The organism is Methylobacterium sp. Gmos1 (assembly GCF_053764715.1).
The window spans coordinates 35,287-59,040 of sequence record NZ_JBSNCC010000005.1 but is presented as its reverse complement, the minus strand read 5'-3'; the positions used below and the strand labels follow the sequence as shown (position 1 = coordinate 59,040).

The window sequence follows — 23,754 nt, the reverse complement described above, 5'->3', positions numbered from 1 at the left end:
AGGGCCAAGGCCGCCCTGGTGCAAGGCGAATGATGACGAAAGGCGGTCTTCCGCATGGAGTGCGGCCGGGAACCGCATCATTGTCGTGGCAACCTGCGGTCGACGCGGGCGCTGAAATGTGGATGATTGTCTGCACCTGAACTGGTCCTCAGCGCGCACCCCACGCGTTAGGCGTTAGAAGATACTGCGCTGAACCGTCGTGCAACGAAATGTGAAGACCATATGGAAATCGACTCCTGCCGACGATCACAAGTACGAAGGCGTTTAGGCAGTGTTTAGATAGTCTCACGCCCTCAGCGGTACTCCTCAGATCAATCGCCGACGGGCTTGGTTGATCTTCTGGGTGTGTGTGCCAGTCGCCGACGAAGTGCAATCCCCTGACAAATCGCTCATCGATTTCAACTTGTTCAGCATATCGATCTGGTACAAAGCTAGTTCTCGTGCGGCGGTCTGTAAGTCGTGGGCCTGTCGCATCAATTACATTAATTTCATTGCCATTGATGCGCGCGAATATCTGCCCACCTGCTTCGTTATGCGATCGATTGACTTGCCGGTGCCGCTCGAAATGGCGTAACACCTGATCAGAAAAAATGAGAGTCTGTCCGGAAGCCCCTATTGGGTATGCGATCATGCTTGTACCGTAGTACATACATAGCAACCTGCCTCGGCGGGCCATGGCCGTTCCAGGATGCAGCCGCCCTCAGGACTCCCACCAACAAAATCTCTCCACGGCTCACTCCACGCGCCGCCAGCCCGCATAAGTACGCTTTCGCGTGCAACCCAGATCCGATGAAAGGGTGCATCGGAGCGGCGCAGCAAGATGTCGAGCGCCGCTTCTGTGATGACGGCTGCAACATGCGCTGCTTCAACCGGGCCGTACGGCTGATACATCACCCCGCAGGCAGGCTCTCCACGCTGTCCTGTCCCGTGCGGCCACGCAGCTACAGGCAGCATGGGCTCGCCCCAAGCTGACATGCCACATGCAAAGCACCCCTGATTGCGGACCAGCCCGACGGCATGCCCGGCAACCGCGTGGGGCTCAGTCCATCCGAAAAGCACATCCGGACGATCCTTCTGCTCGCTTCGCCAAGCGTTAAGAGCAGCCTCTGGACCCCAATCACCGATTGTAGAAATCAGGAGGTCTGCTCCGACAAGCAGCTCTGGCGCCCGCGCCAGCGTTGCTGCCCATTGCTCACAATGCCCTTCAGCCCGAATGATATGCGGATAATTTGACCGGATCCGTTCGGCTAGCGCCCTAGCCTTGCGGAAGCCGACCTCAGCCGCTCCCAGTGGATGGCGCCCGACGTTTGAAGCCATCAGTATGTCGGGATCGATCAGGTTAAGCGACCCAACGCCAGCCTGCGCTAAACCCAGCGCGATGGGAGCCCCGAGCGAGCCACAGCCAATAACAACAACCTTCGAAGCTCGCAAAGTTGGCAAATACGGATCAGCATCCCGCCCGTGAATCCAATTCGGGTCCATACGCTCTACCGCAGCCTTACGAACCCGACCTGCTCCAAGGAAGCGTTGCGCGAGTATCTCTGCTGGAGTGTGGCCAGGCCGGAAACCGCGCTCGAAGTTATTTGCTCGTAGAGCGCCTCGGCGCGGTTGATTCTGGCCAGAGATAACGAGGACCGTTGCGCAAAACGCTGGTCCATTTGACGTTGGAGCACCGAACAACACGACGATCCGCTGAAGCTGCTGTGCGCCAAGTCGAGTTAATTGGCCCTCGAGACCGGCAGCTCGCACGCGAGCAACTATGTCCGTCGGTGTTGCGGGAAACTCGTCTGGGAGCATCGGCTGATCGAGCCACACAAACAGCGCGGGGTCGATCTCACGATCCTTAAGCGTTTTACCGAGCCGAGCGTGATCAAGCCACATACTGAGGGCCGCCACGCTCTCGGCCAGTACGTACAGCCCTTTGAAGCGGTTGACTACGATTGCTCGGGATGGTCCGTGAGGTTCAACCAAGCTCCGGACGAGAGGCGCATCAGCGTCTGGAGACCAGTACGATAGAAACTCAGCACGGAAGTCTTCGATGTTCGTGCCCGCCTCCGATGTTTCGAGCCATCGAACCGCTTCATCGAGCAAATGCTTGAGCACCGCAACCGGATCGTTCGAAGAGATCGTTGCACCGCCTGGCAGAAGGCAGATACAGCCGTCAGCCTCTATGTGGGGCCAAGTTAGGTACGGTGGGCGGTCTACAAGCGCTAGACGTGGTCCCTCGAAGGGAAACGACGATCCTACCAAGATGTCGAAGCGGCGTTCGCCGGTGGCGAACCCAATAGGGATTCGCCAGCCGCAACATACATCGCGAGTGTGATAGAGGGCGAGAGTGTCTTTATTCAGCCGCGACACGCCTGAAGCTGAGGCTGTGAGCCACTTATCGATGATCTCGACTGCCTCGGTCCAGCGCGCGGTTGCTGCGCTGAACTCATAGCAGTTACCCATATCGACGGTCACCCTCACGCTTCACGGCTTGTTGCGGCTCTTGCTGTCCACCCATTTGCTTGATCAGACCGGAACTAAGGACTTGAGGCGCTGCGATAGATGCGCCTTCTTCAGGCTTGATAAGCGTGTGATCATCGGGAAGGCGGTTGCCGAAAGCACGAATCAGGCTCGCAAGCGCATGCCGAGTGTTATCCGTAACAGAGATTGAGTCGCGAAGCTGGCTTAGGAGCGCTTCTGCTCCCTTGATGAAGCTGACCCGATCGTCCGGTGCCCAGCCCTCATCAAGATACTGACCTTCCACGACCGGATTGCCGATCCGGGCCTGCAGCAAGGCCGGCAGGCGTTCTGCCACCGCCAGAAGCGCAAGGTCGTCACGGTTGTCCGCTGGCTTTTCACCCGCCTCATCATAGACTGTGACGACGCAGGACATGAGCGCAATCGAAGAAAGGCGGCACGCCTCCCACTCGTTGTCGCGCCATCCCTTCAGGTAGCGGCACACGCGGCGGACCTGCTCGCCGTGGCGCCGAAGTGCCTCCCTGAACCAGTCCTCCAGCTTGCGAGGATCAGAGGGTTTCCATCCCTCCTGACGATGCGCAAGCATAATTTGGTCTTCACGCAGACCACGATAAACGTCTTCAGCGAATTCGATCTGCTCTCGCAATATCACGCCGTCCTGCGCGGTAATAGATTTTGCCAAGATCTCCGCTTCGACTAACTGTCGAAATTCTTCGTCGGGGATCGCGTATAGCGCAAAATCGATGTGGGCGTCGGATGAGATCTCGACCCGCACACAAGATGGTTTGTCGGTGATAAGTCTCCAACTATTCCGATCGCACACGGGAGCGAGTAGTGCCTCAACTGCAGCGAAATAGCCGGAACTGAGCAGAGCCGGATGAACTTGTCCGTTATTTTTGAGATAAGAAATCGGCACAAAGACCCCGTCGTCGAGGTCAATCTCCTGCGGCGGACTTTGGGCGGGGTTGTTCAGGGTGCGATAGGCGAAGCTTCCCTGCATTCTGAACTTCGGTTTCAGTGAACTCGGAGCGCTTCCTGCAATTACTGCTTCAAAAAGCGCCTTGCTCTGGAACTGGCTCTCCCACGCCCGAAGGCCCGACCGAATCGCATTTCGGCAGGCATCCCGCGCGGCTCTCAGTATGTCCTCCCGCCGCTTCTCGAGCGTCAACGCGGCCAGGTAGTGGTCAGCGTCAGCAGGGCCCGTGAAAACGCGATGAGCGTTGAGCGCCATGAACCCGCACCCTTCGAACCTAAGCAGATCAAGCCTACATAAGTGGCCAACGGCCCGCGAACAAGGCGTGAACGGCGAATGTATCAGATCCTTGGCATCAAACGCGCCCTGACGCTCGCAGGATTCCTGTGGGCCGGTGTAACCGCCGTTTGGTTTTGGCTTGCACCTCCCGCGGACCATGCCTCGATCCTCCAGTGGTGGAAGCTGCTGTCTGGCTCAGCGTCCACAACCGCCTTGGTGATCACCCTGATCGGCCAAAGCTTTCTCTTCCCGTTGCTCTGCCGGCTCCCCTTAGTCCGTAGTTGGTTTCCACCTCTTGACGGCGAATGGATCGCTTCGCAGGAATCGAACTGGCCTGCCATCGAGCAGCGATCTAAGCCATTCGCTACACCGGTGCAGTTATCGCCCAAGAAGGCAAAGGTCACAATTATTGCACGTCTATTTTACATCCGCATGAACCTCGTGGCGGACGACCGGTACTCGACGTCGAAAACGATCTTTGTCAGAGCTGTTCGCGACGAAGAAGACGGTTCAATCATGCTGCACTATCTCTATCGAAATACAACGAAGATTCCAGTCGTCACTGACAGTGATTGCCATGATGGAGCTGCCAGCCTCGTGGTCGAGAGAATTGGGTCAGACATTTGGCTTGAAGGTGTATATTGGACCAACCGTAACTGGCATCACGGGCTCAATACCGCTGGAACGGTCACACTTCAGCGCGCCTCAGCGAACTCCGCTAAAACATGACTGATAGAAGCGCATGCAAGGCGGCGAGACAGGGTTGGAAAGCTATCTAATGCAAACACAACTCAATATATTTTTATCTGAATATATCATAGCACCTCCACAGCGGCACGCATCATATCGTCGTTCACGTCGATGTAGCGCTGTGTGGTCGAAAGATGCCGGTGTCCCGCCAGCATCATGATGGCCTTGGGCGAGATACCGGCATGAGCCAGGCGTGTGATGAACCACCGGCGACCGCTATGGCTGGATCCGCCCTCCAAGCCCGCCTGATCATACCATCCGCCCATAAGCTGACACAGGGTGTTCGGGCTGAATGCCGCTCGCTTCTGAGTGACCAGCACTGGCCGCCCGCGGGGAGGGGAGGAGGGTAGGGAGGACCGGAACTGCTCGATCTCGCGTCGTAGCCGTGCATTGAGGAACACCACCCGGGCGTGCCCACCCTTCGTGACGGCCGCGCTGAGCCGCAGCTGTTCACGCACCTTGCCCTCTCCGTCGAGGAGATCGCTCCAACGAAGTGAGGCGATCTCGCCCACCCGGAGCCCCGCCAGATAGCTCAGCATGAGAGCCATCCGATTGCGAGGGCCGTAGCGGCCCTGGCTTACCACTGCAGCGAGGCGCTTAAACTCCGCCTCCGTGGGCACCCTCGCTTGCTTCACCGAAACCTCATACTTCAAGCTGTTTCGCAGCAAAGTATGATATTTCCAGGCGCGAGTGAGGGCGAGCACGTAGGCGCACTCAATGGGATCAAAGGCTTAGCCGCAAATATCATAGAAGCTACATTTTGTGATGTTTTGCGAATGCAGCTGATCCGCCTCCAAGCTCGCACTCCCTCGCCAATGGCTGCACGGCTTCCTCACGTCATGAGCGAGGAGCCCCTTATGCGCCTGATCGATGCTGCCACCCGTGAACTGCTGCTGGCGAATGGCCGTGATCGCGACGGTGATCCCCACCCGGTGCTCAAGCTGTTCAACCCCATGGGACCAGCGACGTGGCTGATCTGCGCAATGGAGGCCGACGGCGACACCCTCTACGGGCTGTGCGATCTTGGCTTCGGCGAGCCCGAACTCGGCTATGTGAGCCTAGCTGAGATTGAAGAGGTGAGTGCGGGTCTCGCAATCGGCCTGGAACGGGATACCTCTTTCCGGCCCACGCATCCGATCTCCGCCTACGCGCGTGCCGCACGCCAAGCCGGTCGGATTGTCGACTTGGATCAGCCCCGCTCAGCATGATCCTGCGAGGGACTGCTTGGCTCGCATCGTTAAACGCGAGGCCCGGGCGGAACTAATAAAGTAGTTGGGGCGCCTTCTAGATCGTATTCTGAACGCATTCTAAATGCGGATCAACAAAGTTTCTAATCCGGCTCTATCGTTAAATTAAGACTTTCGATCTAATCGTTATCGAGATAGTTATGAAGGAAGTGGATTATGATCGCGCGGATGATCGGCATCGTAGCTTTTATCTGTGCCATAGCGATGCTCTTCGGATCTCGTGGAGGTAGCGGGAACGATTTAAGGCTTGCGGAGCAAAACGTAAAAGAATATCGACTTTCGCAACTCCAAAAAATAAAAATTGGCGGATTGACGTGGGAAAAAGGCGGCTTTGGCACTGTTATGATCGCAACATTTTCGGTCATCAATGATAATGAGTTTGATGTAAAAAATGTTACAATCACATGTGGCCACACGTCGAATAGCGGTACACTCATAGACGCCAATTCCAAAATTCTCTACGAGATCGTTTCCGCAAATGGCTATCATTTTGAGCGAGATTTCAATTTTGGCTTCATCGACAGCCAAGCTAATCGCACAAGATGCATCGTTACAGATTTTCAGCGGGCGTGATATTAGATCGTTACTGCTGACCCAGGGGGGCAGGAAGGTTCCCGGTGGGACGCAGCATCTTGCTCCAAGTGTTAGTCGACGAGGCTCTTCAGCGGCACTGGCTCGTTCCGATGGAGATGACGGCAGAGGTGCCGCGGCGGGCCTACCCTCGATTGGTGGCTATATTTGCAACCGCCCACGCATGACGACCGTCCGGGGCCGGTGCTGCCGATGCTCAGTCGAGATCATGCACCTTCGCGATTACTGGCTCAAGCGCGCCGCTTCCTGGCCCATCTCTGCGTGTCAACGTGGAATGGCGTCGGCGCAGCGGCCAGGATCGGCTTCCAGGTCGCGCTCCAGTCTTCGAGGGGGGCGGGATTGGACCTGTGGACGAGGTCGAGGAAGGCGAGCCCTACCTCGGCGGTTGCCCGCTTCACCAAGGGGTTCAGCGGCCCGCCGTTGCGCAGGGAGCGGTCGGTAAAGACGTTGTGCGGACCGCCCTGGAACACAACCAGGGTCTTCCGGGAAGTGGGGATCGCCGTATAGACGTCGATGCGATCCTGAACGGGCGAATAGCGCCCTGGGATGCGGATCGTGTCCTCCGTCGTGGTGACATGGAGCGTTGGGACATCGACCGAAGCGAGCACCGCCGCGAGATCAGTCTCGCCGTAGAAGGGCGGCGCCGAGATCACGATGCTCGCCGTGAACCGCGGGTCCCGGAAGCCCAGGGGCTTCCCGTCGCGGATCACCTGGGCGCCGGTGAGGATCAGCGTCGTGTTCGCCCCGAAGGAGTGCCCCGCCGCGACGATGCGCTTGCGGTCGATGGCGGCGTGGAAGGCGCTGTCACGCTGCAGCAGGCGGTCGAGGCCGAAGCTCACGTCTCGCGTGCGTTCAATGGCCTCGCGCTCGTCCGCCGCGCCGCCGAGGCGGTCGAGGAGCATGAGGGGATTGCCCTGCCACAGCGTCTCGTCGCTGCCGACGTGCTGGATGTGCAGGCTGGCGGTCCCGCGCGCCGACCATCCCTCGCCGAGGTAGCTGTAGCCTTTCCGGGAACCGCCGAGCCCGTGTGAGAAGACGATAAGCGGAACCAGACCTTTCCGGGTCGAGGCGGCCGGCCAATAAAGCCGGGCCGGCACCGCGCGGTCGCGGGCCGCGTCGATCCATTCGAAGTCGATCACCCGGGCCTCGTCGGACGCTGGCAGCGCCAGGGCAGACCGGCGTAGGAGCAGGCTTCCGGCACAGGCCGCCAGCACCATGGCGCCGAAGCGGCGACGGTCGGGGACACGCGAGGCTGCCCCGGTGGAGGTCAGCGGCCGGGATGGAGTGGCGTCGAAGATGGCCATGGATGTCTCGCGGGAGCCCGGCTGAGGGATCGCATCAGCCAAAACCTTGTGGCTACGGTTTGACGTGATTGGGCTCGGCGGGATGTGTTTCCTCGCACGGTCGCGCGCCTGGATCGCGGCCCCTGGAGGACATTCGAGGCGCCGCCGTTGAAGGTCCTGATGAGGTCGGGGGCAGCCACTGAATGCTGCAGGGGGCCAGGGCTGCAGCGGGACTGGCAGGGCTCGATCGGCTACGATCCCGATCATGTGCAACCTCTACAGCAGTTCCCGCTCCCAGGATGAGATCCGGCGCACCTTCGCGGTCGATCGCGACGAGGCCGGCAACCTGCCATCGCTGCCCGGCATCTTTCCGGACCAGCTGGCTCCCGTGGTCCACAGTGGTGACGGTGAGCGGGTGCTGACGATGATGCGCTGGGGCTTTCCACCGCCCCCGAAGCTCGGCACGCAGCCGGTCACCAACGTGCGCAACGTCGCCTCACCCTACTGGAGGCCCTGGCTCAAGCCGGTGCACCGCTGCCTCGTGCCAGTCACCTCGTTCAGCGAGTATGCTGACACCAAGCCCCGTAAAACCCCGGTGTGGTTCGCCCTCGATGAGAGCCGGCCGCTATTCGCCTTCGCCGGGATCTGGCGGCCATGGACCGGTGTGCGTGGCCCGAAACGGGCCGAACCCCTACAGGAGGAGCACCGGCTGTTTTCGTTCCTGACGACGGAGGCCAACGGGATAGTCGGTCCAGTTCACCCCAAGGCGATGCCGGTCTTACTGACGACCCCTGAGGAGTGGCGCACGTGGCTCGAAGCACCAGCGGAGGAGGCACTTCAACTGCAACGCCCCCTGCCGGACGAGATATTGGCCGAGGTTGCTCGGGGCGAGAGGAAGGATGGAGGGTAAGGCGCGGCCCCGAGGCGGCTGGCGGCGGCGGGCTCGCCAGCCTGTTCCCTCATTCCGAGGTCGAGCCGGTGTTCCCCGCTTCCACGGTCGTAGGTACAGGCAAGCCACCCTGCGCGGTGGCGATCTCTACGGCTTCCTGCGCATGAGGACCCACAGGGTGCTGGTGCCGTTCGAGATAGTTTTTCGCCGCCGCCAGCCGATCAAGGGCCGCACTCGGCTTACGATACTGCTCCGCCATGAGATCCTCGGTCACGGCGAAGGCAAGCTCTTCCGCCAGTGCGGCTATGAGCGGAAGGGGGTCCGTGAGGGCAGGTTGCGCGATCATGATGCATCCTCGGTGACCCATCTCAATTCTATTTAGGGCGATCTTCTCTTTCTCAAAGGGATAGATCCACACAGGCGTGCTGCACCGCCACTCATAGCGGGCAGCCGACGGCTGGCACCTGGCTGTTCATGCGTCCAGAGGCAGTTGGCTGCTACTGCTCAGTCAAGATCGTGCAGCTTTGCAATGACTGGCTCAGATGGCACGCCACGGGCCTTCGATCTCCGCCCCAATTGCTGCTCCCGCAGGAAGATAAAGAGGCCACTGGCAACGATGATGCCGGCGCCAGCCATTGTGAGCGGACCGATCATCTCACCGAAGAACACATAGCCGAAGAGCATGCCCCATAGGATCAACGTGTACTGATAGGGCACGACCGTTGTTGCTGGCGCTAGCCGTAGGGATTGGTTCACACATAAATTGCCCAGCAGCGATCCTACGCCCAGCAGCAGCATCAGCGCGAAGTCCGTGGGGCCGGTGGAGGTCCACCCATAAGCAAGCACGAGAGCCGCCCCGAAAATTAGCGACGACACGAGCTGACCCGTCATCAGCACGGTGCCGGGAACAGCCGCCAGCTTGCGGGTGGTGATGAGGAACAGCGCGTAGAAGAAGCTGCCGGCGAGGGCGCACACCGCTCCCACAGACAACGATCCCGGTGAGGGATGGAGGGCAAGGGCGACCCCGCAGAAGCCCACCCCGATGGCGGCCCAGCGTCGCCAGCCCACATGCTCACCGAGCAGCAGGGGCGAGAGGGCGGTCAAGTAGATTGGACCCGCCATGTAGTAGGTCATGACCTCGGCCAGCGGCAGCGTGCTGACCCCCCAGAAAAAGAGTGAGGCTTCGAGCGTCGAGAAGCCCGCCCGCACCAGCTGCAGCCCCGGGCGCGGTGCATCGCGGAACCCGCTGAGCCCGACCCGGTGGATGGCAGGCGCCATCACGCACAGGCCGGAGATGCTGCGCACGAGCATGAGCTGACCCACCGCGTAGGTGCCGAGCAGCCATTTGCCCATCGTGTCGTTCAACGCGAAGAACAGCACGCCAAGCAGCATCATCACGATGCCACCGACGGCGCCCACGGGCACGGCGGCACGCCCCACACTCACAGCCACGGTTTCCTACCCTTCGTCTTTTTGGAGCAGCGGGGGGCAATCAGAGTTCGGTTTCCGATCTGCCGTGGTCATGCGCCCTATCGCTCAGCATCACGCCTACCCGGTTACCTCCAGGATGCATCCTTGCCGCCGGCCCGTTGCCATACCTGGCCGAAGCCACCCACTCCACCGCGATGATCGGTAGCTCCCGCTGCCGGCGCACCCGGGCCTTGATGTGCGTGCAACGGCGGCGAGCAGCGTTGCCATATCTCCACCTGCCACATCCGTGTACCGCTCTCCCCAATCGCCACCGCCAGCCCCCTCGCAGCTGGTTCGATCTGAGAATGGCACCGATGAATTTGCCGCTCCGGCGAGTGTTTCCGCCCATCCTGCTCCCGACATTCGTAGCCGTAGTGGACGGCACCATCATCACAGCGGCGCTGCCTGCGATGGCGAGTGAGTTCGGTGACGTGGAGCGGGTCTCCTGGGTGGTGGCATCCTACTTGGTTGCCAGCACCGTGGCGGCACCCGTCTACGGCCGGCTGGGGGATGCTCTCGGGCGGCGACGCATGCTGCTGCTGGCCCTGGCGCTGTTCGTCACGGCGTCCGTGCTGTGCGCCTTAGCTCATAGCCTCCTGACGCTGGTTGGGGCGCGCATTCTGCAGGGCTTCGGCGGCGGTGGCTTGATGGTGCTGAGCCAGGCGGTGCTCGCCGAGAACGTCGCGCGCCATCAGCTGGGGCGAGCCCAAGGGTTCATGGCCGCGGTGATCGTGGCCTCCTCGACATTCGGTCCGGTGGCAGGCGGGGCACTGACGCAGGCGTTCGGATGGCCGTCGGTCTTCCTGGTGAACCTGCCGCTCGGCCTGCTGGCGATGGTGCTTCTGGTGCGGCTACCCGGCCGCGAGGGCAGCGGCGAGCGCGGGAAATTCGACTGGCCGGGCCTATTCCTGTTTGCCGGATCCGTGGTGCCGCTCTTGTTGGCGCTGGAGCAACTGCAGCGCATCGAACCTACGACGCTGCTCGGGATCGGGATGTCCCTGGTCTGCGTCGTGCTGCTGGGGCGGCAGGAGCGGCGAGCAGCGCACCCGCTGTTCCCGCTGGACCTGCTGCGTCGTCCGGCCATGTGGCGAGCGAACGCCATGGCCGCCTGCTCCGGTGCGTTGCTCGTGAGCGAAGCGACCATCTTGCCGATCCACCTGCGAGCGGTGGACGGGGCCTCGGCCGGAGAGATCGGGCTGATGATGCTGCCTCTGACTGCGACGGTGGGGGTGGGGTCGCTCATCACGGGGCGGCTGGTCTCAAGCACTGGGCGTGTCGCCATCTTCCCCGCAGTGGGTCAGACCGCAGCGGCGTTGGGCTTGCTGCTCGTGGCGTTCGGGATGGGCCCGGTCGGGGCGGTGCTCGGCCCCTGGGGTCTTCCGGCGATGCTGGCGGTCGTGGCGGTGTTTCAGGGCTCGGCCATGCCGGTGGCTCAGATCACCATGCAGTCCCAGGCTCCGCCCGCCATGCTGGGGGCTGCGTCCGCGTCCGTGCAACTGTCGCGCTCGGTGGGCTCGGCCATCGGCGTGACCGTCGCCATGGGGGTGCTGTTTGTGATCCTGGGCCGGAACGCTGCGATTGCTGATGTCTTCGCCGACGCCGTTCGACACGGTCCTGCCGCACTGGCGAGCTTGCCAGAAGCGTCGCGCGCTTCGGCGGTGACACACATTCAAGGCAGCTTCTCAGCCGCCTTCTCGACCATCGCGCTCTTCGCCATGGTAAACGCCGTGCTGGCGTGGACCCTGCCGGTGCGGCGGCTATAGGCCTAGGAGGAGCAAGAGCCGTCCTGGTGCTACAGCAAGGTCGAATGGACGACGCACCGCGCCCCTGTCCGTTGCGCACGACCCGGAGAAGTCCGGCACATTGATTGTGGCGATGGACGCCTGCGATAGCCTGATCGGCCGCGGAGCTGTGGTGTGAGCGCGGGCTGGCTTGGTAGACAAGCGTAGCTGGTCCACCAAGTTTGAGATGCGCTCGCAGCGGTTCACTACCCGGTCGAATGAGGTGCCGAAGGCCACTGCCACGGTACAGTAAGATCGCCCGCGCACCGGCCAGAGGTGGATAGCAGCGCGGGCAATCGCAGTCATACTCCCGGTGTGTATTTAGGCCCGTATTCAATGAGTGCGAGTAGCTGGCCGCTACCCTAAGTTTCATTTAGTCCGAGCTGCCGTTGGTCTCTTTGGATGTTGTGTAGGTCGGCTCGCCCGACTGAAGAGTCGGGTCTCCGTTTAACGGAACGATGCCATACAGTTCCTCGGCATCCACAACGCCGTTCGCATCACAAGTCACAACGCTGGCAGCTTGGGCCAGAACCGATCGTTCAAGCTCCGCAAGGTGCTCCTCGAACCTATTCGTAGGGCGTCGATCGATCCGAGAGCTGAGCGCTGCCGGATCGCACGGCAAGGACCGTGAAAACCCATGCGACGTGTTGCGGCTTGAGCCAGGACCACCAACTCTCTGAGCGGTGGCAGCTGTCGTCTGGGTACGATCGTCATCCGTAAGGGTGCAGGATTTTGCACCCTTAAAAGAAACACCATAATTATCTTCTTGTGCTGCTCTCCGCGCTATCCATGTGTTGATCCACTTGAGCCATTTACTGTCGATGATCGTGATCCGATTAGGTTGCCGAAGACGGACCTGGACGTCGATCAGGCCATCTGCCTGAGCGCGCCTGACCGCCATCTGCACGGTACGCTCGCTTGTCCCGCTCTCCTTGGCAAGCAACGCTACCGTCTTCTCACACTTCCCGGTGTTAATAAACTCCCACACAATTCGAGCTAGTACCGCTTGAATACTAATGGAGTACTGCCCTTCACGCATGATCTCGGCGGGTGAGATGCTTGATTTGGCGAGATAGTGTCTCGTGCCTCTCTTCTCCGCTCGTTCGGCAAGCTGCTCCTCGCTCAGGATCCTGCGCGCAGAAGCGCCGCTCGACTGTTTGAGGGCCAGTCGCATTTGAGCGCGGGAAATACGGTCGTGCACGGTCTCTAATTGCGCTTCCGTCCCTCTAACCGCGCCGCTCGACTGCCAGACCTTTTGGTCCTTGAACTTGATCAGCTCAGCGAGCACTTCATACGCGCCATCGTTAATCAAACCGTTGCCGTGCAATTCGATAAGTTTTACTTGGACGTCGTGCCTCAAATGCTGCCAGTCGGCAGTAGCTGCTCGCTTGATCCGCTCCGCAAGCACCTCCGCAGCCGGAGAGAGCGGACCTGCATTGTCATTCGGGATAATAGAGGTGCCGGATATTGTCTCGGCTGTGATGGCGTACCGCACTGCTCTGCTCCAGTCGCAATCAAGCACCGGCCCACCATCTGGTAGGTCGACAAAGCATCTGCGTCCCGAAGGCACGCAGTATGGTTTGGTGATCGTCATGGACACTGAAGCCCTGGGAGCGACCGAGATGGCCCTTCCGACGACCGGTGCGATTACGCTGAGCAAAGGAACGGCTCTGCGCATTCGTATCTACAATTGGACCACAGGGCGCGCCGAACGGCAAGCGCCGATAGCTGTCATTAACTACTTAGAGACCGCAAGCTCTCGGTGACGGAGACACTGGTCAGGCAGCCTGCTGGCGCTTCTTGGTCGGCATCCATTTTCAGGACGGCAGATCGGCCAGGCGCTTGGCTGAGCGATCGGCGATGCGCGTGAGCACGTCGCGCAGGCAGCCCTCAGGATCGAGCCTGTTCATCTTCGCCATCTAGACCAGCGTGTAGAACGCCGCCGCACGCTCGGCGCCCAAGCCGGATCCGGCAGACAGGTAGTTCTTGCGCCCGAACGCCACACTGGGAAGCGCCCGCTCGGCCGCGTTGTTGTCGCGTGCGACGCGCCCGTCGTCGAAGGCCCGCATGTGCGCCGGCCAGCGCGCCAGCATGTAGCGCCACGCCTTAGCCAGGTCGGAGCGGCCCGGCACTTGGGCCACGCACGTCTTGGCAAACGTCTCCAGCGCCTCGGTCAGCGGCTTCGAGCGCACCGGTCGCTCGCGGGGGCGAGCATTGGACGGCTCGCCCTGCAAGTCGCGCTCGACCCCATAAAGCTCCCCGATCCACTCCAGCGCCACCGCTGCGAGGGCCGAACCCGTCGCGGCATGTACGTTGAAGATCTTGTAGCGCGGATGCGCTCAGCACCCCGCCTCGGTCGGGCGCCGTATGCCCGCCTGGCCAGGTACAGCCCGTTGATGCCGGCGTAGCCGTCGGCCACCAGAACGCCGGCGAAGGCCACAGGGTGCGGGAGCGGGCGGCTCGTCCCAACGGTCGGGCGAGGCGAAGAACATAGCTGCCAGCGGCCGGGCGCCGCCATGGGGACGTTCGCCGCGCACATAGGTCCACAGCCGTCCGATGCTCGTCTTGCCCGTGCCGGGCATCAGCACCGGGATCGGCGTGTCGTCACCGTGGAGGACGTCCGAACCGCCTATCGCCTCCCGTCGCAGAAGCTCGGTCAGCCGCCTTGAGATGGCCGCGGTGCCGACGAGCCAACCAGAGCGCGTCGAGGTGGGCAGAGCCACGCCGTCACCGGCGTATATCGCGGCCTGACGGTAGAGCGGCAGGTTATCGTGGAACTTCGCCACCGCGATGTGGGCGAGCAGTCCGGGTCCAGCTCGCCCGTGGGGAAAGGCGTGGTGGGGCGCAGGCGCCTGCACCACCTGTTCGCAGGAGCGGCAGACCCTGACCCGCCGGGCCTACAGCCCCTTGCAACCAGTATGCCGTCGGCCAGCAGCACGGGGGAGGAGGATGCCAAGTAGGCGAGCGGACGATCACCCCGATGCACAGAAGAAGCGATGGTCATAGCTGTCAACGGCCAGGCGCCGCCGCGGGGGCGTTCGTCGCGAACATTGGTCTACGGCCATCCACGGTTCGCCCGGCCCGGGCCAAGTGCCAGCATCGGTGCGTTATCGGTGTGCAGGACGCTGAAGTGGGCGATCATCACCCTGCACAGTATTTTAAACTGCGAGTACGACAAGGCCGCGGACACGCCCATCAAGCAGCCCGCGGCCAAATTATCATTGCGATACTACGAATGATACAAATTTGATATTAGTGATTTAGATCTCGATCATCAATATCGTTGTTATTATAGTGCTGCAGATAATGTTTTCTGTCGTTTAGATGAGTTATATCTCCTGACTTGAAATAATTATGGATGGCGCGCACTCCTTCTTGGACGTGCCAGGGAACAAGTGATCCGGTTTTCTGATCCATATCGCATAGCAGGTTAGCCTGCTCGATCGCAGCTAATTCCATATACGTCTCATGGTGACTGAGCAGATTGCTGCCGATCTCGTCAAATGCCGGATCAGCCGGGCTTGCCCCGGGCATTAAATCTCCCACTGTGCACAAGTTGCCGATCGGGCTTGCAAACGGAAAATATGAACTTCTATCAACCTGCGCTCCAAACTGAGGAAATTTGAAGGACCGGAAGTCGAATGCATCTGGCGCGCCGCTGTTGCCGCGTATGCCTAACTTCAGACCCGTCGTGACCTGACCGTAGGCCTGCGCTACACGGTAAGCGCGACTGCTATCGAATGTGATCTCGAAATCCTCGCACTTGAGGTACCCGCGAAGTGCTCGCTTCAAAGCAGTTAGCATCACGGCGACGCCAGGCTCTGTAGTCCCTAATACGTGGATATGGCGAATATGATCAAAATAGCCGGCATCAATATATTTTTTGATCTCGCTTACCCAGAACCAAAAATCCAGTCTTGTATGACCTCCGATGGCAAGACCCCATAGTCGTCGCGTCCTCATCACCTCGATCCATCGCCGAGCTTCCTTGTGGTTCCTGCCCTGATAAACAGCTAGCAGCCGAACGTGAGTGGCGGCATTAGAAGCTGAAAAGTCGGTGTTATCGAGTGTTGTGTGTAGACATTTATCGAAGTTCCAGACATTGGGCTGTACGTCTATGGCCCTTGTTGGGATGTCGACGGGAAGTCCTACATCGCAGTTCTTCTCAATCCACCGGAGCGAGCGTTCTCGAAAATCGCTCATGGCCTCCTTGACGGCGCCGCTGATAAGGGAGAAGCCGCCGCTGTCACCCAGCACGAAGGAGTGGCTCCTATCACGATCGCTGATCATCGTAGGGGTCTTGTCGTTGACACCCTCGGCCGCCGTGTAAAGGGCCCAGGGGTAGTGGAACAGACCAGACGTATTAAGGAAGTCCAGCTGCGATGGAGCCAATCCAGCCGGCATGGGCCGCCTTAATGACGTCGCCGACTTCCTCGTAAAGCGAGAAAAGTTCCCATTCACCGCCGGCAGAAAGCGCGCATAGTCGTTCGAACGCTGGTGAAGCGCTATCATCGTAATTCTCATCTTCAGGGAAGGGGAGGGGGTCCAAGTGGACCCCCCAGGTTATGTCAGGCTAGCATTTCAGGCGTCAGAGGAAGGCTCAAGCGAGGCACCTTCGGGCCACTCCTCCTGCGACAGAGGAATGATAGAGAAGTCTCTGCGCTCGCCCTTATGCGACGCGGGGATGAACACCCGATAGGCCGCGCTTGTGGTGCTGAAGCTCAGCACCAAGACACGGTCCCCGATTTCCGACACGAGATCGGAAGTCACCTCCGAAGAGACATCGAGGTAGGCAGACAGGAAAGCCACAAAGTCGTCCAGGCGCACCTGGATGTCGGCTGCCCCCTCGACAAGTTGGGCAGCGACGACCTTTGCCGCGTCGTCAGCCTTGTCGCACTGTGCGGAGAACCCGGTCTCACCGAGGGTAATTTTCACCTCGGGAGCGACCAGCTGAGTGCGGCCACGCTTCTTAGGCGCCTTCGGTACGACCTTGAGGGCATTTGCGGCGTAAGCGCTGGCGAAGCCGTAGAACACCTTACCGCCGATCTCGCACATAGCCCTTCGATCTAGAGATTTCGGATTGATGTCGGTGAAACCATTGCCGGTAAGCCGTTGCAGCAGCGCACTGAATTCGCCTTTGCCGTCTCCAGTTGCGGCTTCTGTACGAACAACGATTTTTCCAACGGCAGACTGCATCTCGGTGGGCGCCACCGCAATGTTGAACAGCATGCGCCTATCAGCGGGCATAATATTAGCTTCGATCCGCTTCCGCATACGTGTTTCCAGCCTCGTATGGCCGAGGACCGGCTGACCGAGAATTAGATGCGGCTCGTGATGACGGCATTCCACGATGACGCTACCCTTCTTGGCTTCTCTAAGGCTCTGTGTGATCCTCCCGTCGAGATGAAAAACGGCTTGACGCTCGTCCGTACGCAGCTCCGTGCGGGTGTCATTGGGATCGCTACCGCGCCGTTTGACCTGGTCGGTGTCGTACGTCAGCACACAGCTCCCCATCTGGAGCATCTCAGCGAATGCCTGGGTGCGCTTAGGCGGCTTAGCTTGCGTGGCGATCACACGGTCAATTTCAGACTGGGGTAGCAATATCTCCTTCGTGGCACCATCGCTGAAGGTAAATATCACACTAACGCTCGGCTTGCCTGGCTGTCCCCCAGTCAAGGCTGCCAAGCCCAGGTTCTTCAAAATCGCGGCTTTGCCTTCCCGATCAAACGCGATTGGCTCGGGGTTGACATCACTGTCATCATTCTTGATGCGCTCCAAGGCGTTCAAACCGCCAGCCTCTTCGATGATGCCGGCCAGCCGCCGGACACTGTCCCGATCAAGGCCAAACGACTTGATGGCCTTCCTCTGGGACGACAAGAGCCGCAATAGACCATCATATTGCGCGCACTTGGAGCTGAGGCGCTTCGATGCGGCATTGTTGTTGCTGGTGTCGCCAACGTTTATTCCAAAAACAACAGAGGCGATCAGAGCAAATTCATGATTGCTGCCAGGCTTTTTGAAGTTTGGGTTGAAAGAGTTGGCGATGTGATGGCTGTCAATGTACTGATAAAGCAGCGCACCCATCACAAATTGAATTCGAGCGGCAACATGAGCGGTCTCGCTCGCTTTTTGCTCGACTTTGCCCATGGATAGAGTAGCCGTCTGCCAATTTTGACAGTCTGCCTGGGAAGGGGAGGTGCTACCTTCTGGGACGTGATCGTCCAACAGCTTGAGATTGGCAGCAAGCTCAGCGGGCGTATCTGGGGCAGGAACGTCGGGAACGATAGCAGGCGCGACGATATTCTGGTCAAGGTGGGACGACATCGATAACTCCAATCACAATCGATCGCCGTGCGGCCAGGATTGGCGGCACGTCAAAACATCCGCCTCTCGGGCGGTGGTTTTGGTGATTGGCCGGCACTTCGCAGCACCATGGTCCTGAGCGAACTCAGACCGCCAACCGCATCGATTGCGAAGGCAAATGATCGGCCCACGCAGTCAGCACTAAACATACCACAGGCAGCGGCGTGGTCAAGTATATTTTCGAGATAAATTTCGTGCCCGTTTAACCCGGTCGAACATGGTTAACGGCGCTTTCCGTTTAACGGAAAGGGAGGCGCCGTCACACCGAGCGCGGATCAGGGCGGATGCGCGAGCGCATCTGTCTGGCGCATTGGTAAAGCCGGAGCTAGGTCACCCAATGGCGGTAGTCGTCTATTTTCCGCCCTTTGAGTGCTTGTCATGGCGAGCGACGTAGCTGGCTCACCGATAGAGAGCTGCTTCGCTGTGGGGCATCGGATGCCGGCCTATGCGTGCAAGCCTGAGCTTGCATCGGCCTAGCCCTAATCCCGTGGCTTCAACGCGTTGCCGCGAATGTACGGACAGGTAGGAAGCACTGGCGAGCAATGGGTTCACTGACATCCAAAGACAAATGGCGCCACACTGTGCAAAATCCCAGATACGCAGCCAAAAGAGGCGGTAATAGAATATAGACGTAAAATGATCGCATAAATTAGTATTGACAATCATTTGCATCAGGAGGATATTGAAATGACAACGAAATTCAACGATCTACGAAGGGCTCTGGTCGAGAGCGCCAGCTGGAATGACAAGAAGAAGATCCGCTGGCTGTATCCGGGCATGGCCGAGCAGCGTACACGGGTTATGAAGGCCATTGGTCCACGACACGACAAGTACGACCGCATGGAAGCATGTGGGACTATGGATGACAACCACAACAACATGCGACTATGCGGGGTGCCGTTGTGCCCGCGTTGCTTCATGCTTCGGCGCAAAACGGAAACGGCAAAAGCGATCCAGAAGCAGTTTGTGGGTGTCACGAACGACCAGATGGCTTTCCTGACGCTGCTGGTATCACCGACATGCGACCTCGGCACGGTAGATCCCTGCATTGATGTTACGGAGACGAGACTTCACAATGTCATCCGCTACAAGAGGAGATCAGATGCTAGGTGGAATGCCGTTCAATACGTGGGGTGGTGGGAGATGGACCGCCATGACGCTAATGACATTCATGACAAGTTGGGTCGCAATAAGCGAATAGCACTGGAAAGCGAATGGCCAGTGCTGGTTCACCGCTTGGACCAGACGGTGTGGCAGCCACACCTGCACGCGATAGTCTGTTTGGGCGATGTACCTGTGGAGGAGTTCAAGCAGGCCATTCGGGTTGGTGGGTATGACAAGCCGTATCAGGTGAACGTGAAGGGCTTTGACAAGAACAAAACTGTGAATATTAACATCAGGGATCTGGTTCGGTATTGCATGAAGTTTCGTATTGAACAGGACTACAAGGTATCAACAGCTCAGCTGATGTGGAATGGCAGTGCGTTTGTGGTGATACGGCAGTGGTGGGATGACAAGGACATCACTGCGTATGTGGGTTGGTTGATGTGCAAGAGAGGTGGCTTTGAGAGACTAAAGACACGTATGGGTCCTCAGCGGGTTCGTGCTGGTGGTAATAGGAAATGTAGTTAACAATTATTCTATACAAGACACTAACTGGCTATAGATGCTCACTCCGACACCACACTCCTACACCCCTTCGTTGTCCCCAACGTGAGCCGGCCGTGGCAGGTGTTTCGCTGGCTTCCTGCAGATGTAGGAGGCCACAATGGCTCGGCCGAGCTTGTTGCTCTGCACGGATCTCGCGAGTGTCGCGGAATGATATCACCAACGTGCCGAACTGCATGAGCCGTCTTGGTGCGGCCCGGCAGCTCGGATGGGGCTTCGGTGGCAGACGATCCGTGATCCGCTTCCGTGCCGACGGTCTGACGCAATCGGTGAATTGACCAGCTATCCACAGTCGGGATCTGCAGAGAAGGCGGACGACAGAGTTCACACAACGGTCACATCAAAGAGCCCGAAATAGCGAAAAATAAGAGCGCAAAATCAAAAGCTTAGGATTGCGCTCTTGGCTGAACAGCGTCCTTGTATGTCGTGATGCATTTTCCCGGCCAATCGCGGAACGGCTAACAGTCTACGATCATCGCGATCTAATCTCAGGTTGAACAGCAGGACAACGGCAGTAGCGTCCCGGACATGAGAGCTGATCGAGCTCAAGCGAAGGACACACACATGTCGGTGCTCAAGACCCTCAAGCTCAGCGCTGCTGCTCCCGCCGTGTCGGCCAACGATCCCCTCGCGCGGGCGCGGGAGAAGCTGCTTGGACAGCTCGCGGAGCAGCGGGAGATGGTCCAGGCGACCCTCGAAGGCCGGGTGTACCAGCCCCCCAAAACCCTTGGCATGCGCAAGGACGCCCAGGGTCAGCGCGTGCGCATGGAGGTCAACCGCCGTGTGCGGCGCGGCTGGTTCCAGGACGAGGCGGGCACCACACACTTCATCCTCCGGATCGGTGGCAAGCCGATGCCGCTGCAGCCGGGCAAGGCCGCCATCGGCATCGGCACCCTCGATAAGCTGCCGGCGATCATCGATGCCTTGATCAACGCGGTGAGGGCAGGGGAGCTGGACGCCCAGATCAAGGAGGCAGCGGTGGCTCGGGGTCTCATGATGGCGGAGCGCCGTAAGAAGGCCGTGTGAGCTACACCGATAGCGGCGTGACGAGCAGCATCGGCAGTCCCGATGCTGCTCGTCGTTTGACGGCAAGCCTCGTTCGCATCCCAAGCAGCTGGCGCGGGGAGGGGGATTGTTCACTCCCAGTCCAGGGGCTCGACGACTCACCTCAGCCAGGATGTTCCACAGGGCGTCCAGGGCAGCGTTCATGGCTGCTGCGCTGCCCGGACACACCCCCGGCGCACTCGCCGGTCCTGAGACGTCCTATACGAAGGACGACACCACCTACAGTGAGGGGCGCGTCATGCCGCGCGTGTAGATCACGAGCGTGGGCATCGGGATCATCACCGCGTAAGCTGCCGGTCTTAACCCGCTCTCGTCATACCTATACGAGTGCATCGTCTTCGGCGGCCTCGCCTATGCCGACGTCGTGCTCATGCCGGTGTTAGGCTCGTGAGCCAGGTTCCTGCTAATAGTTGCGGATGCCATCGGAAGAGCGACAGCGCTTAGTGTGAAACGCCCGAAGGTTTGTTCAACTGAACCTCGAACCGCAGAGCGCGATCGAACAACTCAGACTTGCGATACTGCCGAGCTCTTCGCCATACCGGCAAGTCGTCATCGCCCTCTAGCCGAGTTTCCATGAGGCCAAACCACGTGAGAGGCCGCAACACCCGACTCTCGAAGGCGAAGCCGGCGAAATCAACTGGACCTTCATCAAGCGTGCCGTCCCACACCGTACACGTACGTATCAGGTCTTCGGCCTTGAACCACTCATGTCCGGCAACTGACAGACACCACAGCACGATGCCGATGTGGTTCTGTGGCCAGGCCTCGAGCGGCACCCGGTCGAAATACGCCAGGTTGACCTCCCAGAACGTGGTCACAAACAGCTGCCGAAATAAAGCACCCGCCTGATCCTCTCGGATCAACATTGTGCCAGACTTGCTTGCTAGCAGCCGCTTCTCGCGTTTGCTGAGCAGCTTGACGTCTTGGGCGATCCGACGGGTGATCTCGACGGGCATTACATCAGCCTCGTTGAGCACCTTGTTCATCACCAACACGTTGGCTTTGTCGTAGCCCGGCCACCTCATCTCGTCGAAGAACGTGCGAACATCAGCGCGGCTCAACGCACCCGTCGCAGTCAGCGTGAGCCCGCCGAGCGCCTGAGCACGCTCAATCATGAGGCGTGTGAGAGCCAACAGAGGAGCTTCGGCTACGCTGACTTCGTCGAGGGCGTGCGCGAAGGTGATTGCCGCGGGCATACTGCCGTCGCGGCTGAGTAATGCCTCAAGGCTCGGCAGGGTCAGGAGAGACCAGATAGGCGGCTCAGCCAGCGTCGTCATAGCTGGTATCATGCCACCCAATGGGGGAGGGCGGATAGCGTGATCCACATCGACCTCGCGCGACGTCCCTCACGTTCGACGCACCTCCACGTGCTTCCTGGCTCGCGATCGAGCAGGCGTACGGCTGCGTCCAGATAGCCTCGCGACATGGATCCGCCTGCTTGACTCATTAAGTTAGGAGTCCTAATTATCGTGCATGGATCACGCAGCCGACCCAGATCCCGTTCTAATCCGCCTTCGCGAGGGGTTCGAGCGCGTCGCGCTTGTGCTGCGGGCCGATCTCTGGGCGGCTGCGGGCGACGCCAGCCTCAACCCGGCTCAAGCGCAGGTACTCGCCCTTCTAGCTTCGCGTCCTGCTGGTTTGCGGGCCAAGGAAATCGCAGCGCACCTTGCCGTCTCAGCACCGAGCATGACCGACACCATCGCGGCGCTTGAGCGCAAACGCCTCGTGCAACGGGCGCCTGATCCGGCTGATGCGCGCGCGGTCATCGCTCGCCTGACGGAAGACGGACATGCTCTCGGGCGCACCTTCGCCTCCGCGGCTTCGCAGGTGATGGCGGCCCTGGCGCGGTTGTCGCCGAGTGAACAAGCCCACCTCCTGCTCACGCAGATCAAGCTGATCCGAACCTTGCAGCAAGCCGGGGCCATCCCGATCCAGAGGATGTGCGTCAGCTGCCGCCACTTCCGGCCGAACGTTCACCCGGCCGACGCCCAACCCCATCATTGCGCCTTCGTGAACGCCCCGATCGGGACCCGGGATCTCCGGCTCGATTGCGGCGAGCATGAAGCGGCCGATCCCGACGTTCAGGCTGCCACCTGGACGTCCTTCGCCGACGGATCGCCGCCCCTCCGAGCACAAGCCGAAGACTGAGAAGGATCAGGTGTCATGACGAAGCAGACAGCATGGGGCTCCGGCCTTGTGGCGGCAGCCCTGTGCGCGCTGTCCACCACCGCCCTTGCCGATTCCATTCGCGCACAGCCCAACGAAGCGGTCCTGGCGTCGTTCGACATCGTCGAGACCACGATCGTGACCCGGGGCGACACCGCCGTGTTCACCACCCGGGTCCGCGGCGAGGCCGGCAAGGACAAGCCGGACGCCACAGGCCGGTTCGAGGGCTCCAGCGTCTACGCCTATGTCTGGCCGACGACCCTCGACAGCGGTGCGATCGGCTTCGACAAGGCCCAGGGCATCGTCGCGCTCGCCGTCACCTTCCACCCCGATTTCGACGATGCGGCTAACGGTGGCGTCAACCGGCACGTCTGGCACCCGCACTGGGTCGTGCTTGCCAAGGACAGCGTCTGCGGCGGGGGCCTGAAGGTGGTCGACATCCCGCAGGGTGCCAAGCCCAAGGTCCCGCCCACTTGGCCGAAGGTGCCGCTTCTGATCGATAGCCCGGATTACCCGACGACCTTCCGGGGCGACGCAGTTCAGGTCGAGATCCCGGTTTCGTTGATCACCGGCATCAAGGGCGCCAATTTCGATGGGGTGACCTCCGGCCTCAAGGTCAACGGCAATCTGCACGCACCGCTGCTCTGCGTCAGCGACGTCTTCAAGGTCGCCTCCAGCAACCTGTCGCTGCCGGGCAAGGTGAGCCCGCAGAACTGACACCGCCGCTGAGTAGCGGTCCGGCGACTGCCATCGCCGGACCGCC

The 23,754-nt window shown here is 60.2% G+C and carries 22 protein-coding genes and 1 pseudogene; 10 read left to right on the top strand and 13 right to left on the bottom strand.

Annotated elements, in window-relative coordinates; genetic code table 11:
- Positions 1-148: 148 nt before the first annotated feature.
- The 3 genes from ACS5PV_RS12180 to ACS5PV_RS12170 are packed head-to-tail and all read right to left on the bottom strand — an operon-like array spanning position 149 to position 3,697.
- Complete coding sequence (locus ACS5PV_RS12180) at positions 149-631, bottom strand: Mov34/MPN/PAD-1 family protein (protein WP_455395882.1); 483 nt, start codon at positions 629-631, stop codon at positions 149-151.
- Positions 628-2,469 carry an E2/UBC family protein gene (locus ACS5PV_RS12175; RefSeq protein WP_455395589.1) on the bottom strand — a complete coding sequence of 614 codons (1,842 nt, stop codon included), beginning with the start codon at positions 2,467-2,469 and terminating at the stop codon, positions 628-630. The genes ACS5PV_RS12180 and ACS5PV_RS12175 overlap by 4 nt, the downstream gene beginning before the upstream one ends.
- Complete coding sequence (locus tag ACS5PV_RS12170) at positions 2,444-3,697, bottom strand: CBASS cGAMP synthase (RefSeq protein ID WP_455395588.1); 1,254 nt, start codon at positions 3,695-3,697, stop codon at positions 2,444-2,446. The genes ACS5PV_RS12175 and ACS5PV_RS12170 overlap by 26 nt, the downstream gene beginning before the upstream one ends.
- Positions 3,698-3,775: 78 nt before the next feature.
- Here ACS5PV_RS12170 and ACS5PV_RS12165 point away from each other — a divergent pair, with 78 nt between their 5' ends.
- Entirely contained in the window at positions 3,776-4,447 is a 672-nt protein-coding gene (locus ACS5PV_RS12165) for a hypothetical protein (protein ID WP_455395587.1), read from the top strand.
- 86 nt (positions 4,448-4,533) lie between these two features.
- Here ACS5PV_RS12165 and ACS5PV_RS12160 read toward each other — a convergent pair whose 3' ends face one another.
- On the bottom strand, positions 4,534-5,088 hold the full coding sequence (locus ACS5PV_RS12160) for a tyrosine-type recombinase/integrase (RefSeq protein ID WP_455395881.1): 555 nt from the start codon (positions 5,086-5,088) through the stop codon (positions 4,534-4,536).
- A gap of 237 nt (positions 5,089-5,325) precedes the next feature.
- On the opposite strand from ACS5PV_RS12160, the gene ACS5PV_RS12155 reads away from it, so the two are divergent.
- Complete coding sequence (locus ACS5PV_RS12155) at positions 5,326-5,676, top strand: DUF2958 domain-containing protein (protein WP_455395586.1); 351 nt, start codon at positions 5,326-5,328, stop codon at positions 5,674-5,676.
- Positions 5,677-5,871: 195 nt separating this feature from the next.
- A complete protein-coding gene (locus tag ACS5PV_RS12150) occupies positions 5,872-6,288 on the top strand; it encodes a hypothetical protein (protein ID WP_455395585.1) in 417 nt (138 codons plus the stop codon).
- Positions 6,289-6,536: 248 nt separating this feature from the next.
- Here the strand turns inward: ACS5PV_RS12150 and ACS5PV_RS12145 are convergent, their stop codons facing one another.
- On the bottom strand, positions 6,537-7,610 hold the full coding sequence (locus ACS5PV_RS12145) for an alpha/beta hydrolase family protein (RefSeq protein WP_455395584.1): 1,074 nt from the start codon (positions 7,608-7,610) through the stop codon (positions 6,537-6,539).
- A gap of 244 nt (positions 7,611-7,854) precedes the next feature.
- Here ACS5PV_RS12145 and ACS5PV_RS12140 point away from each other — a divergent pair, with 244 nt between their 5' ends.
- Complete coding sequence (locus tag ACS5PV_RS12140) at positions 7,855-8,499, top strand: SOS response-associated peptidase (RefSeq protein ID WP_455395583.1); 645 nt, start codon at positions 7,855-7,857, stop codon at positions 8,497-8,499.
- Positions 8,500-8,548: 49 nt separating this feature from the next.
- Here the strand turns inward: ACS5PV_RS12140 and ACS5PV_RS12135 are convergent, their stop codons facing one another.
- Both ACS5PV_RS12135 and ACS5PV_RS12130 read right to left on the bottom strand, forming a co-directional pair.
- A complete protein-coding gene (locus ACS5PV_RS12135; protein ID WP_455395582.1) occupies positions 8,549-8,824 on the bottom strand; it encodes a hypothetical protein in 276 nt (91 codons plus the stop codon).
- 158 nt (positions 8,825-8,982) lie between these two features.
- Complete coding sequence (locus tag ACS5PV_RS12130; RefSeq protein WP_455395581.1) at positions 8,983-9,873, bottom strand: DMT family transporter; 891 nt, start codon at positions 9,871-9,873, stop codon at positions 8,983-8,985.
- A gap of 389 nt (positions 9,874-10,262) precedes the next feature.
- Here ACS5PV_RS12130 and ACS5PV_RS12125 point away from each other — a divergent pair, with 389 nt between their 5' ends.
- Entirely contained in the window at positions 10,263-11,711 is a 1,449-nt protein-coding gene (locus ACS5PV_RS12125; RefSeq protein ID WP_455395580.1) for an MFS transporter, read from the top strand.
- Positions 11,712-11,880: 169 nt separating this feature from the next.
- Positions 11,881-11,982 carry a DUF4113 domain-containing protein gene (locus tag ACS5PV_RS12120; RefSeq protein ID WP_455395579.1) on the top strand — a complete coding sequence of 34 codons (102 nt, stop codon included), beginning with the start codon at positions 11,881-11,883 and terminating at the stop codon, positions 11,980-11,982.
- A 120-nt stretch (positions 11,983-12,102) separates the two neighbouring features.
- On the opposite strand, the gene ACS5PV_RS12115 is transcribed toward ACS5PV_RS12120, so the two are convergent.
- The 5 genes and pseudogenes from ACS5PV_RS12115 to ACS5PV_RS12095 form a co-directional block, all read right to left on the bottom strand.
- On the bottom strand, positions 12,103-13,323 hold the full coding sequence (locus ACS5PV_RS12115) for a hypothetical protein (RefSeq protein WP_455395578.1): 1,221 nt from the start codon (positions 13,321-13,323) through the stop codon (positions 12,103-12,105).
- Positions 13,324-13,546: 223 nt separating this feature from the next.
- Positions 13,547-13,648, bottom strand: a complete 102-nt coding sequence (locus tag ACS5PV_RS12110; RefSeq protein WP_455395577.1) for a transposase domain-containing protein — start codon at positions 13,646-13,648, stop codon at positions 13,547-13,549.
- Positions 13,649-14,587, bottom strand: a pseudogene (tnpC, locus tag ACS5PV_RS12105) (IS66 family transposase).
- Positions 14,588-14,981: 394 nt separating this feature from the next.
- Positions 14,982-16,241 carry a hypothetical protein gene (locus ACS5PV_RS12100; protein ID WP_455395576.1) on the bottom strand — a complete coding sequence of 420 codons (1,260 nt, stop codon included), beginning with the start codon at positions 16,239-16,241 and terminating at the stop codon, positions 14,982-14,984.
- A gap of 69 nt (positions 16,242-16,310) precedes the next feature.
- Positions 16,311-18,053 (bottom strand): hypothetical protein, encoded by a 1,743-nt coding sequence (locus ACS5PV_RS12095; RefSeq protein WP_455395575.1) that lies wholly within the window; start codon positions 18,051-18,053, stop codon positions 16,311-16,313.
- Positions 18,054-18,779: 726 nt separating this feature from the next.
- Here ACS5PV_RS12095 and ACS5PV_RS12090 point away from each other — a divergent pair.
- Complete coding sequence (locus tag ACS5PV_RS12090; protein WP_455395574.1) at positions 18,780-19,724, top strand: hypothetical protein; 945 nt, start codon at positions 18,780-18,782, stop codon at positions 19,722-19,724.
- A gap of 600 nt (positions 19,725-20,324) precedes the next feature.
- Positions 20,325-20,786 carry a DUF6641 family protein gene (locus tag ACS5PV_RS12085; protein WP_455395573.1) on the top strand — a complete coding sequence of 154 codons (462 nt, stop codon included), beginning with the start codon at positions 20,325-20,327 and terminating at the stop codon, positions 20,784-20,786.
- 479 nt (positions 20,787-21,265) lie between these two features.
- On the opposite strand, the gene ACS5PV_RS12080 is transcribed toward ACS5PV_RS12085, so the two are convergent.
- Positions 21,266-22,102 (bottom strand): hypothetical protein, encoded by an 837-nt coding sequence (locus ACS5PV_RS12080; RefSeq protein WP_455395572.1) that lies wholly within the window; start codon positions 22,100-22,102, stop codon positions 21,266-21,268.
- 196 nt (positions 22,103-22,298) lie between these two features.
- On the opposite strand from ACS5PV_RS12080, the gene ACS5PV_RS12075 reads away from it, so the two are divergent.
- Both ACS5PV_RS12075 and ACS5PV_RS12070 read left to right on the top strand, forming a co-directional pair.
- Complete coding sequence (locus ACS5PV_RS12075) at positions 22,299-22,973, top strand: MarR family winged helix-turn-helix transcriptional regulator (RefSeq protein ID WP_455395571.1); 675 nt, start codon at positions 22,299-22,301, stop codon at positions 22,971-22,973.
- A gap of 15 nt (positions 22,974-22,988) precedes the next feature.
- Entirely contained in the window at positions 22,989-23,708 is a 720-nt protein-coding gene (locus tag ACS5PV_RS12070; protein ID WP_455395570.1) for a hypothetical protein, read from the top strand.
- Positions 23,709-23,754: the final 46 nt, after the last annotated feature.